This is a genomic window from Caballeronia concitans, from assembly GCF_001544615.1.
Taxonomy (GTDB): domain Bacteria; phylum Pseudomonadota; class Gammaproteobacteria; order Burkholderiales; family Burkholderiaceae; genus Caballeronia; species Caballeronia concitans.
The window spans coordinates 1-21,075 of the sequence record NZ_FCNV02000020.1 but is presented as its reverse complement, the minus strand read 5'-3'; the positions used below and the strand labels follow the sequence as shown (position 1 = coordinate 21,075).

The following is a 21,075-nucleotide window of genomic DNA, read 5'->3' as shown; positions in this document are numbered from 1 at the left end:
GATTGCAGTCTTTCCTGGAGCGCAGCCTCCATTTCCGCCCGATGAAAACGAGCATGCAAAGCAAGCTCGACCAGCTTGCAAAACGGCAGGTCGATCTCAACGAACTGCTGAGCCGCGAAGACGTGACGTCCGACATGGACCAATATCGCAAGCTCACGCGCGAGCACGCGGAAATCAGTCCGATCGTCGATCAATACGCGCTCTGGCGTCAGGCGCTCAACGACGAAGCGACCGCGCAGGAATTGCTCTCCGATCCTTCGATGCGCGATTTCGCCGAAGAGGAAATCGGCGAGGCGCGCGAGCGCATGGCGAAGATCGAAAGCGAATTGCAGACGATGCTCCTGCCGAAAGATCCGAACGACGACCGCAATATCTTCATCGAAATCCGCGCGGGCACCGGCGGCGACGAATCGGCGCTATTCGCGGGCGATCTGCTGCGCATGTATCTGCGCTATGCCGAGCGCAACCGCTGGACCGCCGAGACGATGTCCGAAAGCGTGTCCGATCTCGGCGGCTACAAGGAAGTCATCGTGCGGCTCGCGGGCCAGGGCGCGTATTCGCGGCTCAAGTTCGAATCGGGCGGGCATCGCGTGCAGCGCGTGCCGGCGACGGAAACGCAGGGACGCATCCACACGTCGGCGTGTACGGTCGCGGTGATGCCCGAAGCCGATGAAATCAGCGAAGTCGTGATCAATCCGGCGGATTTGCGCATCGACACGTTCCGCGCGTCGGGCGCGGGCGGGCAGCACATCAACAAGACGGATTCCGCCGTGCGCGTGACGCACTTGCCGACGGGCATCGTCGTCGAATGTCAGGACGACCGCTCGCAGCACAAAAACAAGGATCGCGCGCTGAAGGTGCTCGCCGCGCGCATCAAGGACAAGCAGTATCACGAGCAGCACGCGAAGGAAGCCGCGACGCGCAAGAGCCTGATCGGTTCCGGCGACCGCTCCGAGCGCATCCGCACCTACAACTTTCCGCAAGGGCGCATGACGGATCACCGCATCAACCTGACGCTCTACAAGCTCGAATACATCATGGACGGCGATCTCGACGAACTGATCGGCGCGCTGGTTTCCGAGCATCAGGCGGAGCAGCTCGCGGCGCTCGGGGAAGCCGAGTGACGACCGCGGCGGATCTGCTGCGCACGTCGCCGCTGCCCGCGCTGGAAACGCGCGTGCTGTTGATGCACGTGCTCGGCTGGCGTCGCACGGAGCTGATTACGCGCGACCATGAATCGCTCGATGCAAAAGCGGTAGAGCGTTTCGAGGCGCTGGCGCAGCGGCGTCTGAACGGCGAGCCGATCGCGCAGCTGACCGGCAAGCGCGAGTTCTTCGGTCTCGAATTCGAGGTGTCGCCGGACGTGCTCATTCCGCGCCCGGAAACGGAGTTGCTGGTGGAAACGGCGCTCGAAGCCATCGCGGACACGCCGAACGCACGCGTGCTCGATCTCGGCACCGGAACCGGCGCGATCGCGATTTCGATTGCGCACGCCCGCCCCGATGCCGGCGTCTGGGCGATCGACCGCTCGCCTGCCGCGCTCGACATCGCGCGGCGCAACGCACGCAATCTGCTCGGTGCGGCGCACGCGGTGACGTTCATCGAAAGCGACTGGACGGCTAAGCTCGATCCGTCGCTGCGCTTTGAAGTCATCGTGAGCAATCCGCCGTATATCGCGAAAGACGATCCGCATCTCACGCAAGGCGACTTGCGCTTCGAGCCGCGCGGCGCGCTCACCGACGACGCCGACGGCCTTTCGGCGATTCGCATCATCATCGATACGGCGCCGCTGCTGCTCGCGCCCGGCGGCGCGTTATGGATCGAGCACGGCTACGATCAGGCCGACGCCGTGCGCCACTTGCTCACCGCACGCGGTTTCACCGGTGTCCGCTCGATTCGCGATCTAGCGGGCATCGAACGCACGAGCGGCGGCGCGTTCATCGGCTAAACCGGCGCCGAACCGCGCAGGCGAAATCCGCTATCATTTCAAGACCCAAGTCCAACCGACATTCAAGCGCAGGAACGCCATGGATACGCAAGAACGCATCAAGCAGATCGTCGATCAAAACCCGGTCGTCCTTTTCATGAAAGGCACGGCGCAATTCCCGATGTGCGGCTTCTCCGGCCGCGCCATTCAGGTGCTGAAGGCGTGCGGCGTCGATCAGATCATGACGGTGAACGTCCTCGAAGACGACGGCATCCGCCAGGGCATCAAGGAATTCTCCAACTGGCCGACCATTCCGCAGCTTTACGTGAACGGCGAGTTCATCGGCGGCTCGGACATCATGATGGAGATGTATCAGTCGGGCGAACTGCAGCAGCTCTTCGCCGCTGCCTGAGCGTCGCACGTGAATGCGCCCGCCGCCGCAAAACGACGGCTGATCGTCGCGATTACCGGCGCTTCGGGCGCGATCTACGGCGTGCGTCTACTCGAGACGCTGCGCCGTCTGGGCGGCGTCGAAACGCATCTGCTCGTTTCGGCCGCCGGCTGGCTGAATATCCAGCACGAACTCGATCTCGATAAAGCCGCCGTCCACGCGCTCGCGGACGTCGTCCACAATCCGCGCGATGTCGGCGCCAGCATCGCGTCCGGCTCTTTCGCGACGGAAGGCATGATCGTAGCGCCGTGTTCGATGCGCACGCTCGCGAGCGTCGCGCACGGTCTCTCCGACAACCTCATCACCCGCGCCGCCGATGTCGTCCTCAAGGAACGTCGCCGGCTCGTGCTGCTCGTGCGCGAAACGCCGTTCAACCTCGCGCATCTGCGCAACATGACGGCCGTGACGGAAATGGGGGGCGTGATCTTCCCGCCGCTGCCGGCGTTCTATCACAAGCCCGCGTCCATCGACGAAATGGTCGATCACACGGTCGCGCGCGTCGTCGATCTGCTTGGCGTTGCACAGCCTGTGGCGGCTGCGTGGCAAGGAATGCGCGGCGAAACCGACTAATTAGCAACTGCACGGACACAATTCATTGCCTGCACCGCCGTTTATAAACGGTGCCGCAAGCCGTACATTCATGGCATCAACCTTTGGATCGCTGCCATGAGCCGATTTCCCACCGTCTTCATTTCCCACGGCGCGCCGACGCTGCCCATCGACCCGTCGATGCCGTCCGCCGGATTCGCGTCGCTCGCCGCGACCTTGCCGCGCCCCCGCGCCATTCTGATGCTGTCCGCGCATTGGGGCACCGGCGATCCGGCCGCGAGCATCGCGGAGCGTCCCGAGACCATCCACGATTTCTACGGCTTTCCGCGCGCGCTGTATGAGCTGCGCTATCCCGCGCCGGGCGCGCCGGATGTCGCGAGACGCGCCGCCGCGCTGCTCGGCGATGACGGCATCGCGGCCGCGACGACCATTCACGGGCTGGACCACGGCGCGTGGGTGCCGCTGCTGCTCATGTTCCCCGACGCCGACGTGCCCGTCGCGCAACTTTCGATTCAGCCGCGCCGCGACCCTGCGCATCACTTTCGCGTCGGCCGGGCGCTGCGCGAGTTGCGCGATGACGGCGTGATGATCGTCGGTTCCGGGCAGATCACGCACAATCTGCGCATGGCCGATTTCAGCGCGCGCCCGGAAGATGCGGACCCGCGCGTCGCCGAATTCACCGACTGGTTCGAAGCGCGCCTCGCCGCACGCGATATCGACGCCCTCCTCGATTACCGCGCGCGCGCGCCGCACGCAGCGTTGATGCATCCGACGGACGAGCATCTGCTACCGGTCTTCGGCGCGCTCGGCGCGGCGGCGGACGATTATCGGCTGGACGTGCAGTCGCTCGGCACATTCCAGCGGGCGCTCGCCATGACGAACTATGTGTTCACGGACGCCTGAACGTCGCCTGGACAAGACCTGAAAAGAAAGAAGCCCGCCTGATCGCTCAGGCGGGCTTCCGTTCTTGCAGCGGTCGCTAGAACCGGGGCAGCTTACGCGCCGACTTCATGAAGAATGTCGTCGCGGCTTTCGCGCTCGGTGAGGTAATCCGTGCGATAACCGGTGTGCACGCCCCAGTAGTAGAAGATCAGCGACAGCACCGCCACCACGGCCATGTCCCAGCCGTACGGCAGCAGCCCGCTTCCGCCGAATTCCTTGCTGCCGATGAGCGACATCACCGCCATCGACGGCAAATAGCCGATCAGCCACCACGCCGCCTTCAGATCGCGCCCCCAGCCGGCAAAACCCGTCTTGGCCTGAAAGTAGAAGTACACCGGCAGCGCGACGACCATCAGCAGAATGATGTGCCCCGTCAGCGGCCACTTCGCCCAGTACAGCACGAGCGATGCGCACACGAACGCGAACGGCGCGATCACGCCCATCAGCGGCAGCGTCAACGGACGCTCCAGATCAGGCGCGGAGCGGCGCAGCGCCATCAGGCTGATCGGGCCGGTCAGATACGAAATGACCGTCGCCACCGAAATGACCGCCGCGAGCGTGCCCCAGCCGCGGAAGAAGAACATGAAGATGAACGCGACGATCAGGTTGAACCACATTGCCTGACGCGGCACGCCGTAGAACGGATGCACGTTGCCGAACATCTTCGGCATCGTGTTGTTGCGCTCCATCGCGTAGATCATGCGCGTGGTCGTCGCCATGTAGGTCGTGCCGGTGCCGCTCGGGCTGACGAACGCGTCGATGTAGAGCAGCACGGCGAGCCAGTTCAGGTTCAGCGCGATCGCCAGTTCGGCGAACGGCGACGCGAAGTGGAAGTGCTTCCAGCCCTGCGCGACATCGCCCGGGTTCACCGCGCCGATATACGCGACCTGCAGCAGCACGTAGATCACGAGCGCGATCAGGATGGATCCGACGACCGCGAACGGTACGCTGCGCGCCGGATGACGCGCTTCGCCCGCCAGATTCACCGGGCTCTGGAAGCCGTTGAAGCTGAACACGATGCCGCTCGTCGCCACCGCCGTCAGCACGGCCGGCCAGCCGTAGGGCGCGAAGTTCGACGCGGTGCCGAAGTTCTCCGCATGGAATCCCGAGAACACGAGACCGGCGATGGTCGCGCCAGGAATCAGGAACTTGAAGATGGTGATGGCGGTGTTCGCGCGCGCGAACACTTTCACACCCCAGTAATTGAGCATGAAGTAGATGATCACGAGCAGCGCGGACAGCGCGAGGCCGCTCGTCGTCAGCGTCTCGTTCACGAAGAGCGCGTGCGCCCAGTCGTAGGGCCAGGTGCTCATATATTGAATCGATGCTTCCGCTTCGATCGGAATCACCGACACGATGGCGATCCAGTTCGCCCACGCCGCGATGAAACCGACGAGCGCGCCATGCGAATAACGCGCGTAACGCACCATGCCGCCGGATTCGGGGAACATCGCGCCCAGTTCGGCGTACGTCAGCGCGATGGCCAGGATGACGACCGCGCCGATCACCCAGGCGCAAACCGCAGCGGGACCCGCAATCTGCGATGCTTTCCAGGCTCCGAACAGCCACCCCGAACCGATGATGGATCCAAGGCCGGTCAGCATGAGCGCCAACGGCCCGATATTTCTTTGTATCGAACTCTTCACTTATCCTTCTCCAATGTCTCGCGTCGCCCGCGAGTCGAACACGGCAAGCCGCGCCCGCCAGGATGCCGGCAACCGTACCGGCGATCCAGCGACGCTGGTGCAACCCCTCTAACGAGGCGCGTAGTTTAACGGTTGCACCTTTCTAATGCAGTGCAGTCAGTCAGGAAACACGCTTTTTTAACGGGCAGGTGACGAACGGCGGGCGGAAAAGTCGGTCCTGGAAGGATCGGCAACCTGTCTCAAAAAAACCCCCTCAGACTGGTCGGATATTATTTGACCGCGAAATGGTTTCGCCGTATAAACCTTCTTGCAGGATTTCAAGTGGCGAGTGAAGTGGTTCTTTCGTAGTTCGCCATTACGGTACTCCGGTTGGTCCCATTGCCCCTTCCTTGATTTTCATGCACCCCTGGCTTCGGCCTTAATCATCAAATTTTTTGGAATAAGTAATATGGAAACCGGTACCGTCAAGTGGTTCAATGACGCAAAGGGCTTTGGCTTCATCACCCCGGATGGCGGCGGCGAAGATCTGTTCGCGCACTTCTCGGAAATCCGCATCGAAGGCTTCAAGACGCTTCAGGAAAACCAGAAGGTGACCTACGAAGTGAAGACTGGCCCGAAGGGCAAGCAAGCTGCGAACATCAAGCCGGCCTAAGCCTGCTGAGTTCAAGAAAAAACCCCGCGCATGCGGGGTTTTTGCATTGGTGCGCCGAATTTATCAGGCGAATACGCGCTGCGCGTAAATGCCGAGTCCGGTCGCGACGCTCGCGAGCCGGTCGCCGAACACCGGCTGCGCGCCCGGAAACGCCGCCGCGAGCGCATCCGACAGAAAGCGCAGGCCGGTGGTGCCGCCGGTGAAATAGACCGCGCCGACATCCGCCGCGCCGACGCCCGCGCGCTTCACCGTCTCGAGCGCCGTCTCGACGATACGCCGCGTCTCGTCCTGCCCTGCATCGATCAATTGCTGCTCGTCGAACGGCACGCGCAGCGCTTCCTCGATTTCCTCCAGGTCGATTTCGGTCACGCCGCCCGCCGATACGTCGATCTTCGCTTCTTCCGCGTGCGCGGTCAGCGCGTGCCCGAGCCGGCGATCGACGACGCGCATCAGCCGGTCGTGATGACGCGGCTCCACGTAAAGGTGACGCATGAGCCGCAACTCGCCGACGCGCTTCGGCGCATAGACCGTATTGATCAGATGCCACGTCGCGAGATCGAAATACACGCGATTCGGCACCTCGCGGCCCTGCGGGTCGAGCGCCTGATAGCCCAGCTGACGCAGAATGGTCGCGAGTTCGACGCGCCGGTCGAAGTCCGTGCCGGCCACGTGCACGCCGTGGTGCGCGAGCACGTCGCCCTTGCGGTCCAGATGACGCGCGCGCTCCGGCCCCACGCGCACGAGCGAAAAGTCCGACGTACCGCCGCCGATATCCGCCACGAGCACGAGTCCTTCCTGCGTGAGACGCGCTTCGTAGTCGAACGCGGCGGCAATCGGTTCATACTGAAACTGGATTTCGCCGAAGCCGACGGCATGCGCGCACGCTTCGAGCTGCTTTTGCGCCATGCGGTCGGCGCGCGGATCGTCGTCGACGAAGAACACCGGGCGGCCCAGGACCGCGCGCGTCAGCGGCTCGGCGGCCACCGCTTGCGCCTTCTGCTTCAAATGCTGCAGGAACAGCGTGATGACGTCGGTATATTTGATGGCCGAGCCGTCGCCGAGATCGGTGACGTTGTCCGCGAGCGGCGAACCGAGAATGCTCTTCATCGAGCGCATCAGACGGCCGTCGAAACCGTCGATATACGCTTCCAGCGCCGCACGGCCGTAAGACTGATTGTTCTCGTCGGTGTTGAAGAAGACGGCGGTCGGCAGCGTTGTCGCGTCGCCCTCGACGGGCGCGAGCCGCATCCGCAGGCCGTCGGGCAAGGCAACGGCGGAATTCGACGTGCCGAAATCGATCGCGCAGTAAGTCATGGGAGTCGCGGCGGCGTCGCGGGGCAACGCCGCGTATCAAAAAATCGTGGACGGCGTTTTTAACACGTCCAGCGCGGCGCATCAATCGCGGAAAAGATAAATATAACCCGGCACATTGATCCCACCAAAGCGGAATGCGCTTTGCTCGCCGCGCTACGTTTCCGACCATCGACGCTCCGGATATGAACGAGACCACCGCACCGCATGAGAATCGTTCGATGGAAACGCCGGACGATCGGCCGGAGATCATCGAAACCGACCTGCCGGGGCGGCTCGACCGCCTCCCGTGGGGCCGCTTTCATACGCTGATCGTGTCGGCGCTCGGGGTCACTTGGCTGCTCGACGGGCTCGAAGTCACGCTCGCGGGCGCCGTCGCGAGCGCGCTGAAGACGAGTCCCGCGCTCCAGTTTTCGAACGCCGATGTCGGTATCGCCGGGAGCGCGTATATCGCGGGCGCGGTGCTCGGCGCGCTCGGGTTCGGCTGGCTCACGGACCGGCTCGGGCGCCGCAAACTCTTCTTCATCACGCTCTTTCTCTACGTCGCCGCGACCGCCGCGACCGCGTTCTCGTGGAATCTCGCTTCGTTCGTGCTGTTTCGCTTTCTGACCGGCGCGGGCATCGGCGGGGAATACACGGCCATCAATTCGACGATTCAGGAATTCACGCCCGCGCGCCTGCGCGGCTGGACCGATCTCGCGATCAACGGCACGTTCTGGGTCGGCGCTGGAATCGGCGCGGCGGGGTCGATCGTGCTGCTCGATCCCGGCATGTTGCCGCCCGACTGGGGCTGGCGCGCGTGCTTCCTGATCGGCGCGGCGTTGGGGCTCACCATCCTCTTCATGCGAATGTGGGTGCCGGAAAGCCCGCGTTGGCTCATCACGCACAATCGCGCGGACGAAGCGCGGCGGATCGTCGAGGAAATCGAAGCGCATTTCCACGAGCACGGCGTCCTGATCGCCGAGGCGCCCGTCAAGCCGCTGCGGCTGCATGCGCGCGAACACACGCCGCTTAAGGAAGTCGCGCATACGCTCTTCAACGCGCATCGGCAGCGCTCGCTCGTCGGCCTGACGCTCATGACCGCGCAGGCGTTCTTCTACAACGCAATATTTTTCACCTACGCGCTCGTGCTGACGGACTTCTATCACGTGCCGGGCGATCACATCGGCTGGTATGTGCTGCCGTTCGCCGCCGGAAACTTCCTCGGTCCGCTCGTGCTCGGCCGGCTGTTCGACGTGCTCGGCCGGCGACGCATGATCGCGTTCACGTACGGCATTTCGGGCGTGCTGCTGACGCTGAGCGGCTGGATGTTCACGCAAGGCATGCTCACCGTCATGACACAGACGGCCGCGTGGATGGTGATCTTCTTCTTCGCGTCGGCGGCGGCGAGTTCCGCCTATCTGACCGTGAGCGAGACGTTTCCGCTCGAGATCCGCGCGCTCGCCATTGCCGTGTTCTATGCGTTCGGCACGGCGCTCGGCGGCATCATCGGGCCGACGCTGTTCGGGCGGCTCATCGACACGCACGAGCGCGGCGCGGTGTTCGTCGGCTATCTGATCGGCTCGGGGCTAATGGTGGCTGCGGCGGTCGTGGCGGGCATCTGGGGCGTCGCGGCGGAACGCAGGTCGCTGGAAGACGTGGCGCGCCCGCTTTCCGCCGCCGACGAAGCCTGACGCGCGTTCACTCGAACGCCTCGCCCCACGCGCCGTCGAACGCGGTTTCGCCGATCGCCCGACGCGCCCGCGGCGCGGCTTCGCGCTCGCGCAGCGCTTCGTCGAGCTGGCTCGCGTCGCCGTGATGCCCGATCGCGATCATCGCGATCAACTGCGCGTCTTCGGGAATCGCGAACGCCGCGCGGAACGCGTCGCGGTCGAAGCCGCCCATCTGGTGCGTGGCGAGTCCCATCGCGTGCGCCTGAAGCACGAGCGCCATCGACGCCGCGCCGGTGTCGTAAGCCGCCGTGCGGTTTGGCTCGCCCTTCGGCGTGAGCGTGGACGCCGCGACGCAGATCAGCACCGGCACGCTCGCGTTCCACTTCTGGTTGGACGGCGCGAGCGTATCGAACGCGCGCTGGAACGCGGCTTTATCGCGATGACGGTCGAACACGACAAACCGCCACGGCTGCAAATTATTCGACGACGGCGCCCAGCGCGCCGCCTCCAGCAGTTGATGCAACTGCGCGCGATCGACGGGCTTGTCGGCATACGCGCGCGGACTCCATCGGCCGGCGATCAGTTCGTGTATGTCGACATCGGTCGGAGCGGGTTTTGCGCTCATGGCGGATTCCTCGTTCGGTTGAAAGGCGAACGGCGCGCTTCCGCAAAAGCGCGCCGCTTCGACGACAAGCATAGAACAAGGATGCGTCAGGTCGCAGCGACGCCCACCGAGCGCCGCGCGCGGTTGATGCGAAGCACCGCGACTGCCGCGACGAGGCACAGGCTGCCCGAGATCATCGTGGCGACGGTGTAGCTGCCGAGGCTCGAGCGCAGCATGCCGCCGCCGAGCGCCGCGAACGCCGCGCCGAGTTGATGCCCCGCGACGATCCAGCCGAACACGATCGGCGCGGATTCCTTGCCGTAGACATCGGTGGCGAGGCGCACGGTCGGCGGCACGGTGGCGATCCAGTCGAGACCGTAGAACACGGCGAAGAGCGGCAGACCGAAGAAATCGATGCCGAACGCATAGGGCAGATAAATCAGCGACAGTCCGCGCAGACCGTAGTACCAGAACAGCAGCACGCGCGCGTTGAAGCGGTCGGAGAGCCAGCCCGAGAGCGTCGTGCCGAACAAATCGAAGATGCCCATCGCGGCGAGCAGCGTCGCGCCTTGCACCTGCGTCATGCCGTAGTCAGAACACATGGCGATCAGATGCGTGCCGACGTAGCCGTTCGTGCTCGCGCCGCAGACGAAGAAGCTGAAGAAGAGCAGCCAGAAATCGCGCGTCTTGCTCGCCGATGCCAGCGCGCCGAACGCCACCTTGATCGGATTTTTCGGCGCGGGCGCGGGGCCGGCCGGCGCGTCGGCCGTTTCGCCGACGGGGCGCAGCGCGAGATCGGCGGGCCGCTCGGGCAAGAGCCACGCGACGAGCGGCAGCACGAGCGCGGTCGCCGCCGCCACGACGAACACCACCGGCCGCCATCCGTGATGCTCCGAAAGCGAGGCGAGGAACGGCAGGAACACGAGCTGGCCGGTCGCCGAACTCGCGGTGAGAATGCCCATCGCCAGGCCGCGATGCGTCGTGAACCAGCGATTCACCACTGTCGCCGACAGCGTGAGCGCCGCGACGCCCGTCGCTCCGCCGACCATCACGCCCCAGACGAGCACCATTTGCCACGGCGCGGTCATCATCGACGAGAGGCCGACGCCGGCGGCCAGCGTCGCGAGCGCGCCGAGCACCGTCGGACGGACGCCGAAGCGTTGCATCGCGGCGGCGGCGAACGGGCCGGTCAAGCCGTACAGCGCGAGATTGACGGAAATGGCGAGCGAGATCGTGCCGCGCGACCAGCCGAACTGCTTCTCGAGCGGCAACATCATCACGCTCGGCGTCGCGCGCGTGCCGGCGGCCGCGAGCAGAACCAGAAACACGACGCCAACCGCGACCCATCCGTAATGCATCCGGCCGTTCAGCCGTCTCGCTACCCAGTTCATCGTCGCTCCGGTTCGTTATCTTTCGTTTGGATCGTGACCGCTCTGTCACATCAGAGTTGCGAGCTTAGTTACCGATCGGTAACATGTCAAGGCCGACGCACATTTGAAGGAACCGCCTTGACACGATCATCCGCCGATCAGCCGAAATCCACGGCTCGCCGCCAGGTTCGGACCGACGCCGCGACCGCGCAGGAGCAACTGCTCGACGCGGCGCAGGCCTTGTTTTATCGCGAGGGCATTCGCGCGGTGGGCGTCGATGCCGTCGTTGAGCGCGCGGGCGTCAACAAGATGAGCCTTTATCGGCAGTTCGCGTCGAAGGACGAGCTCGTCGTCGCGTATCTGGAACGCATGGACGACGGCTTTCGGCGCCGTTTCGAAGCGAGCGTTGCGAAGCACCCCGAAGCGCCGTCGAAACAGCTCGTGCAAGTGTTCGAGGATCTGGTGAGGCGCGCGTCCGCGCCGGATTATCGCGGCTGCCCGTTCGTCAACGTCGCGTGCGAGTTCGGCGATCCGGCGCATCCGGCGCGGCAACTCGTCGAACGGAACAAGGCTTATGTGATGTCGCGTTTCATCGAAATATCGCAGGCGGCGGGCGCGAAAAATCCGCGGGAACTGGCAGAATCGCTCGCGCTGCTGATCGACGGCATCTACGCGACCAGTCAGACTTATGGCCCAGGCTCCGGGCCGCTGTGTGCGGCGCCGCGCATCGCGCGAACGTTGATCGACGCGGCGTGTGCGCCGGACCGCATCAACGACGGAATTCAGGAAAACTCATGATGGACGCACGCACCCGCGACGAAGTGATCGCGGCCACACAGCACTGGCTCACGCGCGCGGTGATCGGCCTTAATCTGTGCCCGTTCGCCAAGAGCGTGCATGTGAAGGGACAGATCCGCTACGCCGTCAGCGACGCGCGCAACGTGGAAGACGTGGTCGTCGAACTGGCGGACGAATTGCGGCTATTGCATGAGAGCGATCCCGAGAACATCGACACGACGCTTTTCATCACGCCGCACGCGTTCCCCGACTTCACCGATTACAACGACGCCCTCTTCTTCGCCGACCGCCTGCTCAACGATTTGGGACTCGCGGGCGATCTGCAGATCGCGAGCTTTCATCCGCACTATCAGTTCGACGGCACCGAACCCGACGATATCGACAACTACACGAATCGCGCCCCGTTTCCGATCTTCCATTTGATTCGCGAGGCGAGCATCGATCGCGCGGTCGCCGCCTTTCCCGATGCCGCCGATATCTACGAGCGCAACATCGAAACGCTGCGCCGCTTGGGTCTCGACGGCTTCAAGGCTTGGATGGACAAGCAGTGAACATCAAGCGAAGAAACGCTCGCGCAATTCTTCCAGGCCGAGCGTTTCGAGCACGTCCGAAAGCCGCTGCGCCGGCCGGCCGCGCGGCAAGTCCTTGAACTGGGCGATGATGAGTTCGTTCTTCATCGAATGTTCCCAGCCGACGAGTTCCGTCACGCTTACCTGATAGCCGTGCGATTCGAGTTGCAGGCATCGCAACACGTTTGTGATCTGGCTCCCAAATTCGCGCGTATGCAGCGGATGCCGCCACATTTCGGTCAGCACGTTCTTCGACAGCGCGTGTCCCTTATTCTTGCGCAGCACCGACGCGACTTCCGCCTGACAACACGGCACGACGACGATGTATTTCGCCTTCTTCTGCAGAGCGAAGTGGATGGCGTCGTCGGTTGCGGTATTGCATGCGTGCAATGCGGTGACGATATCGACCGTATCCGGCAATAAATTCGAGTCAATCGATTCGGCCACCGACAGATTCAGAAACGACATGCCGTCGAAGCCCAGGCGCGTCGCCAATTCTTCCGATTTTTGTACAAGCTCCTCTCGCGTCTCGATGCCATAGATGTGTGACCGATCGCGCAGAGACTTGAAGAAGAGATCGTAGAGAATGAACCCGAGGTATGACTTCCCCGCGCCGTGATCGACGAGCGATACGGAACCCTGGCGCTGATGCACATCGGACAGAAGCGGTTCGATGAACTGAAACAGGTGATAGACCTGTTTCAGCTTGCGGCGGCTGTCCTGGTTCATCTTGCCGTCACGCGTGAGGATGTGCAGTTCCTTCAGCAGTTCGATCGACTGACCGGGACGGATTTCGTGTTTGTTGGACGGATCGGGCGCGCCCGGAGCCGACGCTGTGGACTTCTTGGCCATCGTGATCAGGTGACTGGTGAATGAAAAGCGGAGCATGTTCGCGCTGAATGTGCGCTAACCGCTGGTTCTGCCGTCTCAAAAGAGGAAGTTTACCCAAAAGCGCAGAGACGCTGCTTGTTCCGGCCATCGAATCATCCGGCATATGCGATACGACCAGCGCATGGAACGAATCGTGCAACGTTTGGCAATGCGGCCATTGTTACAGACGGCACAAGAGCGTGGTCACTGGCTGCCACGCGCCCATGCAGCATGCAGCACCAATAGTCAGTAACGAGCCGCGTCTCGACACGCAGTGCGCGTCGTCACCGCGTCCGGTTCCGTTACGTAACAGCTAACGCACAGCGCGGCGATGCGACTCGCCGGCGCCATGATCAAGAGAGGACGGCGATGGATGCGATCCCGGACAAGAAAGCAGAAAAACAGTTTCAGGAGATGCTCGCGACACTGACGGCAATGCCCGCGTGGAGCGAAAAGCAGCAACTCGAGCTTGAGATGGCGCGAGAGATTTCCGTGGAGATGTTGCGACTCGCCGAGTCGATGCGCGACGGCTCCACCGACATCGAAACGTGCCTCACGATGCTCAAGTACGCCAAGGTGATGGACTTCGTCCTGACGACGCTCGCGTCGCGCCGCGAGATCGCGCCGCAGACGCTGCGCGTGATCTTCAAGCTCGCGGGCCTGAAGGTGGATGAAGCCTATCCGGGCTGACCCGTCCGGTCTCCCGAAGCCGGCCCGTCTTCCGAGGACGCGCCGGTTTCAGCCTTTGCGCCGCGTCATCAGACGTGCCGCGGAATTGCGCATGTGCCGCTGCATCGCGGCCTGAGCCTGCACGGCGTCGCGCGCTTCGAGCGCCTCGAGAATCTCGCGGTGTTCCATCAGCGCGGCAGCCCACGTCTCTTCCCCTTCGAAATGCCCTCGCAGCGTGGACGACAGCGGACTGTGCCGCTCGTCGTATAGCGCGCCCACCGTGCGCACCAGCACGTCGTTGCCGGACATCTGCGCGATGCCAATGTGAAACGCGCGGTCGGCGCTCATCGGTATCTGGCCGCTTTCCACTTCGCGCGCCATCGTTTCATAGACGGCCCGCAGCGCCTTCAGCGCTTTCGGTTTCGCGAACGGCGCGACGCTCGCCGCAATCGCGCCTTCGATCACGCCGCGCGCGTTCATGATCTCGATCGGACTCTCGCCAAGCTCGGCCTCGCTCGCGGGCGGCTTGACCGTCGGCGTCGCGCAGATATATACGCCCGAGCCCATGCGAATCTCGACGCGCCCTTCCAGCTCCAGCGCGACGAGCGCCTCGCGCACCGATGGCCGCGATACGCCCAGCGTCTGCGCAAGCTCGCGTTCCGATGGCAGCCGGCCGTTCGGCGCGAAGTCCTTCTGACCGATCATGCCGCGCAATGTGTCGGCGATCTGCAGGTAGAGACGGCGCGTTTCGGCGGGTTTCACACTCACGGGCGTGCTCCTCAAGGCTCGGGGAAAACGTGAATTGTAATCAGGCGGAGGGTTGGCGCACCGTGTGGCGGGCGTTTCGACGATTTTCCCCGCTTACAAGTGGCTTGACCAATTTCGATGCGACCCACTAGTATGCAATCTGGTAAGGCCACGCGGCCAATTTTTTTGCATCGGGTTGGAACCGTTTCCAGGCCGTCACGAACCACATACAACTTTCGCCGCCGTGGCACGTCCGTGCCTGACGCGGCGGCGAGCGACGCCATCATGAGCAATCCGATCCTTCAGTTCGGCACGAGCCGCTTCCTGCAAGCGCACGTGGACTTTTTCGTCACCGAAGCGGCGCGGCGCGATCCGGCGAGCGCGCTCGGCAAGATCACCGTCGTGCAGACCACGTCGAGCGCGGACAGCCGCGCGCGCACGGACGCGTTGAAGGCGAACAAGCGCTATCCGGTGCGCATTCGCGGACGCCGTCGCGACGAGACGATCGACATGACGGTCGAATGCGATTCGATCACCGAAGCATTGCACGCGAACGAAGACTGGCCGCTCCTGCTGCAACGGATACAGCGCGATGTAAAAGTGATCGTTTCCAATACCGCCGACGCAGGCTACGCGCTCTTCGACGAAGACACCGCCGATCTGCTCGACGGACAACGCACGCCGCGCGGCTTCGCGGCCAAGCTCGCGGTGCTGCTGCACGCGCGCTTTCGCGCCGGCGCCGCACCGATCACGCTGCTGCCGTGCGAACTGATCTCGCGAAACGGCGACACGCTGCGCGATCTCGTGTGCGGCATCGCGCGCAAATGGAACGCGGACGACGCGTTCATCGGCTATCTCACGAACGACTGCGTCTGGGTGAATTCGCTCGTCGACCGCATCGTGTCGGAGCCGATCCAGCCGGTCGGCGCGATCGCGGAGCCTTACGCGTTGTGGGCTATCGAGCGGCAGGCGGGCATGGTGCTGCCGTGCGAGCACGAGGACATCGTCATCACGGACGATCTTGCGCACTACGAACGGCTCAAGCTGCTGCTGCTGAATCTCGGCCACACGATGCTCGCCGAAATCTGGCGTGCGCGCGGCGGCGCGGCCGACATGACCGTCCTCGACGCGATGCGCGATCCTGCCTTCCGCGAGCCGCTCGAAGCCGTCTGGCGCGATGAAGTGTTGCCGGTCTTCACGGCGCTCGGCCAGCACGATGTCGCGACCGAATATCTGGCGAGCGTGCGCGATCGCTTCGAGAACCCGTTTCTCGTGCACCGGCTTTCGGACATCGCGCGCAATCACGACAAGAAAAAAACGCGGCGCTTTCAGCCGGTCATCGATCTTGCGCGCGAGTTCAAGCTCGATATCGAGCAGAAGCGCCTGTGCGACGCACTGAAAGCGAACGCAACCTGAACCGTCACGCGATTCCGCCGGCAGAGCGGAACGCGCGTTCCATTTTTCTTAAACACGACCCGTCGCGTCACGAGCGCGCGCGGGCCGAATACACGAAGTGCCGCTTCTTGAGGAGACAGACGATGCGGAAAATGCGTTGGGTAGTGATATTTCTGGCCTTTCTGGCCATCGCGATCAATTACATCGATCGGGCGAACCTGGCGGTTGCCGCGCCGCAGATCGAAAAAGCCCTCGGCATCGGGCCGGCTGAAATGGGCTTCATCCTGAGCGGCTTCTTCTGGAGCTACGCGCTCATGCAGATGCCGTTCGGCTGGTTCGTCGATCGCGTCGGCGCGCGCATCGCGCTGCCGCTCGCGGTGGGCTGGTGGTCGGTTTTCACGGCGCTCACCGCCGTCGCGACGAGCGTCGCGGGCATGTTCGGCTGCCGGCTGATGCTCGGCATCGGCGAAGCGGGCGCGTATCCGTCGTGCGCGAAACTCGTGTCGCAATGGTTCACGAAATCGCAGCGCGCGTTCGCGACCAGCATCTTCGATTCGGGCTCGCGCGTGGGCTCGGCGCTGTCGATTCCGGTCGTCGCGTTCATCATCAGCTCGTTCGGCTGGGAAGCGTCGTTCATCATCACGGGCGTGATCGGCTTCGTGTGGATTCTCGGCTGGTTCCTGATCTACCGTAACAAGTCGAAGGGCGATCTGACGGGCGAAACCGATGTCGCGCCGGTCCCGGTCGCGCCGAAGAACAAAGTGTCGTGGGGCTCGCTCTTCAAGTACCGCACGCTGTGGGGCATGATGCTCGGCTTCTTCTGCCTGAACTTCGTCATCTATTTCTTCATCACGTGGTTCCCGAGCTATCTGGTGCAGGCGCACGGGTTCTCGCTGAAGTCGCTCGGCACGCTCGGCACGATTCCCGCGCTGATGTCGATTCCCGGCGGCTGGCTCGGCGGCTTCGTCTCCGACTCGCTCTTCAAGCGCGGCTGGAGCCTCACCGCCGCGCGCAAGACCTGCATGGTCGGCGGCATGCTGATGTCGTCGGTCATCACGTTCTGCGCGTTCGTGACCAACATCTATCTGATGCTCGCATTCTTCGGCATCGCCTATGCGAGCCTCGCGTTCGCGGCCGCCAGCATCTGGTCGCTGCCGAGCGACGTCGCTCCGACGCCGGATCACGTCGCGTCGATCGGCGGCATCCAGAACTTCGCGTCGAATCTCGCGGGTATCGTCATCACGACGTTCACCGGCGTGATGCTCGCGATCACCAAGGGTTCGTTCGTCATTCCGCTGTGTGTCGCGGGCGGCTTCTGCTTCCTCGGCGCGTTCAGCTATCTTTTCCTTGTCGGCAAGATCGAGCCGCTGGATCAAGCCGACAGGGACGCGCTGGACGATCGGCGCGCACCGTCCACGATCTAAGAAACCATCATGTCCACCACATCCACCGACCATGCGGTCATCCGGCTGCATCCCAACGACGACGTCGTGATCGCGACGCGTCAGCTCGTCTCCGGCGCGCGTATCGCGTCGGAGGATCTCGTCGTCACCGGGCTGATTCCGCCGGGGCACAAGATCGCGACGCGCGACATCGCCGCGGGCGAGCCCGTTAAGCGCTACAACCAGATCATCGGCGTGGCGCGTGAGGCGATCGCGCGCGGTCAGCACGTGCATACGCAGAATCTGTCGATGGCCGATTTCGCGCGCGAGCACGAATTCGGCATCGACAAGCATCCGACGCCGTTCGTCGATACGCCCGCGACGTTCATGGGCATTCGGCGCGACGATGGCCGCGTGGCGACGCGCAATTTCATCGGCGTGCTGACGAGCGTGAACTGCTCGGCGACGGTGGCGCGCGCGATCGCCGATTACTTCCGGCGCGACGTGCATCCGGAAGTGCTCGCGGATTACCCGAACGTCGATGGCGTGATCGCGCTGACGCATGGTCTCGGCTGCGGCATCGACATGCAGGGCGAAGGCCTGGGCATTTTGCGGCGCACGCTGGCGGGTTACGCGGTGCATCCGAACTTCCATTCGGTGCTGTTCGTCGGGCTGGGATGCGAGACGAATCAGATCGCCGGCGTGCTCGAATCGAGTGGACTGAAGGACGGCGAACGGCTGCGCAGCTTCACCATTCAGGACAGCGGCGGGACGAAGAAGACGATCGAACGCGGCATCGCGATGGTGAAGGAAATGCTCGCCGACGCGAATCGCGTGCAGCGCGAGCCTGTTCCGGCGTCGCATCTGATCGTCGGACTGCAGTGCGGCGGCTCGGACGGCTATTCAGGCATTTCGGCGAATCCCGCGCTGGGCGCAGCCGTCGACAAGCTCGTGAGTCACGGCGGCACCGCGATTCTTTCCGAAACGCCCGAAGTGTACGGCGCCGAACATCTGCTCACGCGGCGCGCGGTGAGCCGCGAAGTCGGTGAAAAGCTGCTCGCGCGCATCAAGTGGTGGGAGCAGTATTGCGAGCGCAACGGCGCGGCGATGGACAACAATCCGTCGGCGGGCAACAAGGTGGGCGGGCTGACGACGATTCTCGAAAAGTCGCTCGGCGCGGTCGCCAAGGGCGGCACGACGAATCTCGTCGAAGTCTATGAGTACGCGCAGCGGATCGACGCGAAGGGCTTCGTCTTCATGGATTCACCCGGCTACGACCCGATGTCCGCGACGGGGCAAGTCGCGTCGGGCGCGAATCTCATCTGCTTCACGACGGGACGCGGCTCGGCTTACGGCTGTGCGCCCTCGCCTTCACTGAAGCTCGCGACGAACACCGCGTTGTGGGATCGGCAGGAAGAGGACATGGACATCAACTGCGGCGGCGTGATCGACGGCACCGCGACCATCGACGAACTCGGCGAGCAGATTTTCCAGATGATGCTCGATTGCGCGTCCGGCGTGGCGTCGAAGAGCGAGTTGAACGGCTACGGCCAGAACGAGTTCGTGCCCTGGCAAGTGGGTGTGGTGACCTGAAGCTTCCGCTGTGCTCCGGGCGGTGGCAGCACGTAGTTCGGCTTCTTCCGCCCGGATGCTGGTTAACTCGCTCGCCGTGGCGTTCCAAAGCCACGCATCACAGCGTCGCGGAATACTCCGCCATCATTTTCAGCGCGACGGCCTCGGCCACTTCGATGCCGTCGATCGCCGCCGAATAAATCCCGCCAGCGTAGCCCGCGCCTTCCCCTGCCGGATAGAGACCATCGACATTGACGCTCTGATAGTCGTCCTTGCGCCGCACTCGCAGCGGAGATGACGTCCGCGTTTCGACGCCGGTCAGCACCGCATCGTGCATCGCGAAGCCGGGAATTTTCTTGTCCAGTTCGGGCAGCGCCTCGCGGATCGCGTCGATCACGTAGTCGGGCAGCGCCGTGCTGAGATCGGTCGGCTTGACGCCCGGTTTGTACGAAGGCTGCACGGAGCCGAGCGATGTCGATGCGCGCCCCGCGATGAAGTCGCCGACGAGCTGACCGGGCGCGCTGTAATCGCCGCCGCCAAGCTCGAACGCGCGCTCTTCCCACGTCCTTTGAAACGCGATGCCGGCCAGCGGGCCGCCGGGATAATCTTCCGGCGTGATGCCGACGACGATGCCCGCATTCGCATTGCGCTCGGCGCGTGAATATTGGCTCATGCCGTTGGTGACGACGCGCCCCGGCTCCGATGTCGCCGCCACGACCGTTCCGCCCGGGCACATGCAGAAGCTGTAGACGGCGCGCCCGTTGCTGCAGTGATGCACGACCTTGTAGTCCGCTGCGCCCAGTCGTTCGTGACCGGCGAATTTGCCGAAACGAGCGCGGTCGATCACGCCCTGCGGATGTTCGATGCGGAACCCGAGCGAAAACGGTTTGGCCTCCATGTAGACGCCGCGGTTGTGCAGCATCTCGAAGGTATCGCGCGCGCTATGACCGACGGCGAGCACGACATGATCGCAGCGCAGGGTCTCACCGGTCGACAGACGCAGGCCGCGCACTTTGCCGCCGTCGATATCGATGTCCTCGACGCGTTGCTGAAAGCGCACTTCGCCGCCGAGCTGGTGGATCGTTGCACGCATCTTCTCGACCATGCTCACCAGCCGGAACGTACCGATATGCGGCCGGCTCAGATAGAGAATGTCGTCGGGCGCGCCGGCTTTGACGAACTCGTCGAGCACTTTGCGGCCGTAGTGCTTGGGATCCTTGATCTGGCTGTAGAGCTTGCCGTCGGAGAACGTGCCGGCTCCGCCTTCGCCGAACTGCACGTTCGATTCAGGATTCAGTTCGTTACGACGCCACAGCCCCCACGTGTCCTTCGTGCGCTCGCGCACGGCTTTCCCGCGTTCGAGGATGATCGGCCGAAAGCCCATCTGCGCCAGGATCAGCCCGGCAAAAAGCCCGCACGGCCCCATGCCGATGACGACAGGACGCTGCATGGTCGAGCGCTCGGGCGCCTTGGCCACGAAGCGGTAAGCCATGTCCGGCGTGACGCCGCAATGCGGATGCGGACGAGCTTTGAGACGTTCAAGCGCGGAGGCCTCGTCCTTGAGCGTGACATCGATGATGTACGTGAGCTTGATGTCCGCCCGCTTACGAGCATCGTGCGCGCGACGGAACACGTGAAAGTGCACGAGTTCATCGGCCGCCACACCGATTTCGCCGAGACGCGCGATGACAGCCGGTTCGATAGCCGAATCGGGATGATCGAGCGGGAGCTTGATTTCGCTGAGACGTAGCATGGGGACTCGATGGCAACAGCCGTGCGGAATTTCGATGTGGGATTCTAGCGCGCAAGCCTTGCACGCTGAACTGACGCCAGAAGCGAAGCGCGTTTGAAACGCAAAAACCCCACCTTTGAGGGGTGGGGTTTTTGTTTATTGCATGAGGAGCCTGACGATTACCTACTTTCACACGGGCAATCCGCACTATCATCGGCGTGGAGTCGTTTCACGGTC

At 63.6% G+C, this 21,075-nt stretch carries 20 protein-coding genes; 13 read left to right on the top strand and 7 right to left on the bottom strand.

All coding sequences use genetic code 11. The features are described 5' to 3' along the window. Positions 1-41: 41 nt before the first annotated feature. From prfA to AWB72_RS26855, 5 genes are all read left to right on the top strand, one after another. On the top strand, positions 42-1,124 hold the full coding sequence (prfA, locus tag AWB72_RS26875; RefSeq protein ID WP_040050007.1) for a peptide chain release factor 1: 1,083 nt from the start codon (positions 42-44) through the stop codon (positions 1,122-1,124). Then, positions 1,121-1,948, top strand: coding sequence for a peptide chain release factor N(5)-glutamine methyltransferase (prmC, locus tag AWB72_RS26870; protein WP_040050006.1), 828 nt, complete (start codon positions 1,121-1,123; stop codon positions 1,946-1,948). Before prfA ends, prmC begins: the two co-directional genes overlap by 4 nt. Before the next feature lie 79 nt (positions 1,949-2,027). Continuing rightward, complete coding sequence (gene grxD, locus AWB72_RS26865; RefSeq protein ID WP_040050005.1) at positions 2,028-2,339, top strand: Grx4 family monothiol glutaredoxin; 312 nt, start codon at positions 2,028-2,030, stop codon at positions 2,337-2,339. A gap of 9 nt (positions 2,340-2,348) precedes the next feature. Beyond that, complete coding sequence (locus AWB72_RS26860; RefSeq protein ID WP_040050004.1) at positions 2,349-2,948, top strand: UbiX family flavin prenyltransferase; 600 nt, start codon at positions 2,349-2,351, stop codon at positions 2,946-2,948. A 96-nt stretch (positions 2,949-3,044) separates the two neighbouring features. Continuing rightward, the gene (locus tag AWB72_RS26855; RefSeq protein WP_040050003.1) at positions 3,045-3,830 is read left to right on the top strand and encodes a DODA-type extradiol aromatic ring-opening family dioxygenase; all 786 of its coding nucleotides are present in this window, start codon (positions 3,045-3,047) and stop codon (positions 3,828-3,830) included. Positions 3,831-3,922: 92 nt separating this feature from the next. Here the strand turns inward: AWB72_RS26855 and AWB72_RS26850 are convergent, their stop codons facing one another. Further along, complete coding sequence (locus tag AWB72_RS26850; RefSeq protein WP_087128981.1) at positions 3,923-5,515, bottom strand: APC family permease; 1,593 nt, start codon at positions 5,513-5,515, stop codon at positions 3,923-3,925. 448 nt (positions 5,516-5,963) lie between these two features. On the opposite strand from AWB72_RS26850, the gene AWB72_RS26845 reads away from it, so the two are divergent. Next, positions 5,964-6,167 carry a cold-shock protein gene (locus tag AWB72_RS26845; RefSeq protein ID WP_016346375.1) on the top strand — a complete coding sequence of 68 codons (204 nt, stop codon included), beginning with the start codon at positions 5,964-5,966 and terminating at the stop codon, positions 6,165-6,167. Positions 6,168-6,230: 63 nt separating this feature from the next. On the opposite strand, the gene AWB72_RS26840 is transcribed toward AWB72_RS26845, so the two are convergent. Continuing rightward, positions 6,231-7,481 carry an Hsp70 family protein gene (locus AWB72_RS26840; RefSeq protein WP_040050001.1) on the bottom strand — a complete coding sequence of 417 codons (1,251 nt, stop codon included), beginning with the start codon at positions 7,479-7,481 and terminating at the stop codon, positions 6,231-6,233. Positions 7,482-7,699: 218 nt separating this feature from the next. On the opposite strand from AWB72_RS26840, the gene AWB72_RS26835 reads away from it, so the two are divergent. After that, positions 7,700-9,151, top strand: coding sequence for an MFS transporter (locus AWB72_RS26835; RefSeq protein ID WP_087128983.1), 1,452 nt, complete (start codon positions 7,700-7,702; stop codon positions 9,149-9,151). 7 nt (positions 9,152-9,158) lie between these two features. Here AWB72_RS26835 and AWB72_RS26830 read toward each other — a convergent pair whose 3' ends face one another. Both AWB72_RS26830 and AWB72_RS26825 read right to left on the bottom strand, forming a co-directional pair. After that, positions 9,159-9,755, bottom strand: coding sequence for a nitroreductase family protein (locus AWB72_RS26830; RefSeq protein ID WP_040050058.1), 597 nt, complete (start codon positions 9,753-9,755; stop codon positions 9,159-9,161). 86 nt (positions 9,756-9,841) lie between these two features. After that, the gene (locus AWB72_RS26825) at positions 9,842-11,125 is read right to left on the bottom strand and encodes an MFS transporter (protein WP_040050000.1); all 1,284 of its coding nucleotides are present in this window, start codon (positions 11,123-11,125) and stop codon (positions 9,842-9,844) included. A gap of 117 nt (positions 11,126-11,242) precedes the next feature. Between AWB72_RS26825 and AWB72_RS26820 the strand changes: the two genes are divergently transcribed. Beyond that, positions 11,243-11,902, top strand: a complete 660-nt coding sequence (locus AWB72_RS26820) for a TetR/AcrR family transcriptional regulator (protein ID WP_040049999.1) — start codon at positions 11,243-11,245, stop codon at positions 11,900-11,902. Continuing rightward, positions 11,899-12,453 (top strand): DUF1415 domain-containing protein, encoded by a 555-nt coding sequence (locus AWB72_RS26815; protein WP_040049998.1) that lies wholly within the window; start codon positions 11,899-11,901, stop codon positions 12,451-12,453. The genes AWB72_RS26820 and AWB72_RS26815 overlap by 4 nt, the downstream gene beginning before the upstream one ends. Before the next feature lie 3 nt (positions 12,454-12,456). Here AWB72_RS26815 and AWB72_RS26810 read toward each other — a convergent pair whose 3' ends face one another. Further along, a complete protein-coding gene (locus AWB72_RS26810) occupies positions 12,457-13,323 on the bottom strand; it encodes a class I SAM-dependent methyltransferase (protein WP_052449818.1) in 867 nt (288 codons plus the stop codon). Between the two features lie 387 nt (positions 13,324-13,710). Here AWB72_RS26810 and AWB72_RS26805 point away from each other — a divergent pair, with 387 nt between their 5' ends. Beyond that, entirely contained in the window at positions 13,711-14,031 is a 321-nt protein-coding gene (locus AWB72_RS26805; RefSeq protein WP_040049997.1) for a hypothetical protein, read from the top strand. 48 nt (positions 14,032-14,079) lie between these two features. Here AWB72_RS26805 and AWB72_RS26800 read toward each other — a convergent pair whose 3' ends face one another. After that, complete coding sequence (locus tag AWB72_RS26800) at positions 14,080-14,778, bottom strand: FadR/GntR family transcriptional regulator (protein WP_040049996.1); 699 nt, start codon at positions 14,776-14,778, stop codon at positions 14,080-14,082. Between the two features lie 264 nt (positions 14,779-15,042). Between AWB72_RS26800 and AWB72_RS26795 the strand changes: the two genes are divergently transcribed. The 3 genes from AWB72_RS26795 (at position 15,043) to AWB72_RS26785 (ending at position 19,127) form a co-directional block, all read left to right on the top strand. Further along, complete coding sequence (locus tag AWB72_RS26795) at positions 15,043-16,173, top strand: mannitol dehydrogenase family protein (RefSeq protein WP_040050056.1); 1,131 nt, start codon at positions 15,043-15,045, stop codon at positions 16,171-16,173. Between the two features lie 122 nt (positions 16,174-16,295). Next, on the top strand, positions 16,296-17,576 hold the full coding sequence (locus AWB72_RS26790; protein ID WP_040050055.1) for an MFS transporter: 1,281 nt from the start codon (positions 16,296-16,298) through the stop codon (positions 17,574-17,576). A 9-nt stretch (positions 17,577-17,585) separates the two neighbouring features. After that, positions 17,586-19,127 carry a D-arabinonate dehydratase gene (locus AWB72_RS26785; protein ID WP_040049995.1) on the top strand — a complete coding sequence of 514 codons (1,542 nt, stop codon included), beginning with the start codon at positions 17,586-17,588 and terminating at the stop codon, positions 19,125-19,127. 97 nt (positions 19,128-19,224) lie between these two features. Here the strand turns inward: AWB72_RS26785 and AWB72_RS26780 are convergent, their stop codons facing one another. Next, on the bottom strand, positions 19,225-20,859 hold the full coding sequence (locus AWB72_RS26780) for an NAD(P)/FAD-dependent oxidoreductase (protein ID WP_040049994.1): 1,635 nt from the start codon (positions 20,857-20,859) through the stop codon (positions 19,225-19,227). Between the last annotated feature and the right edge of the window lie 216 nt (positions 20,860-21,075).

Bases quoted from the DNA above. Each gene is read 5' to 3' on its own strand.
- AWB72_RS26835 (WP_087128983.1), top strand. From the start codon at position 7,700: ATGGAAACGCCGGACGATCGGCCGGAGATCATCGAAACCGACCTGCCG.
- AWB72_RS26780 (WP_040049994.1), bottom strand. From the start codon at position 20,859: ATGCTACGTCTCAGCGAAATCAAGCTCCCGCTCGATCATCCCGATTCG.
- AWB72_RS26840 (WP_040050001.1), bottom strand. From the start codon at position 7,481: ATGACTTACTGCGCGATCGATTTCGGCACGTCGAATTCCGCCGTTGCC.
- AWB72_RS26785 (WP_040049995.1), top strand. From the start codon at position 17,586: ATGTCCACCACATCCACCGACCATGCGGTCATCCGGCTGCATCCCAAC.
- AWB72_RS26810 (WP_052449818.1), bottom strand. From the start codon at position 13,323: ATGGCCAAGAAGTCCACAGCGTCGGCTCCGGGCGCGCCCGATCCGTCC.
- AWB72_RS26795 (WP_040050056.1), top strand. From the start codon at position 15,043: ATGAGCAATCCGATCCTTCAGTTCGGCACGAGCCGCTTCCTGCAAGCG.
- AWB72_RS26815 (WP_040049998.1), top strand. From the start codon at position 11,899: ATGATGGACGCACGCACCCGCGACGAAGTGATCGCGGCCACACAGCAC.
- AWB72_RS26830 (WP_040050058.1), bottom strand. From the start codon at position 9,755: ATGAGCGCAAAACCCGCTCCGACCGATGTCGACATACACGAACTGATC.
- AWB72_RS26855 (WP_040050003.1), top strand. From the start codon at position 3,045: ATGAGCCGATTTCCCACCGTCTTCATTTCCCACGGCGCGCCGACGCTG.
- AWB72_RS26825 (WP_040050000.1), bottom strand. From the start codon at position 11,125: ATGAACTGGGTAGCGAGACGGCTGAACGGCCGGATGCATTACGGATGG.
- prfA (WP_040050007.1), top strand. From the start codon at position 42: ATGAAAACGAGCATGCAAAGCAAGCTCGACCAGCTTGCAAAACGGCAG.
- grxD (WP_040050005.1), top strand. From the start codon at position 2,028: ATGGATACGCAAGAACGCATCAAGCAGATCGTCGATCAAAACCCGGTC.
- AWB72_RS26805 (WP_040049997.1), top strand. From the start codon at position 13,711: ATGGATGCGATCCCGGACAAGAAAGCAGAAAAACAGTTTCAGGAGATG.
- AWB72_RS26790 (WP_040050055.1), top strand. From the start codon at position 16,296: ATGCGGAAAATGCGTTGGGTAGTGATATTTCTGGCCTTTCTGGCCATC.
- AWB72_RS26845 (WP_016346375.1), top strand. From the start codon at position 5,964: ATGGAAACCGGTACCGTCAAGTGGTTCAATGACGCAAAGGGCTTTGGC.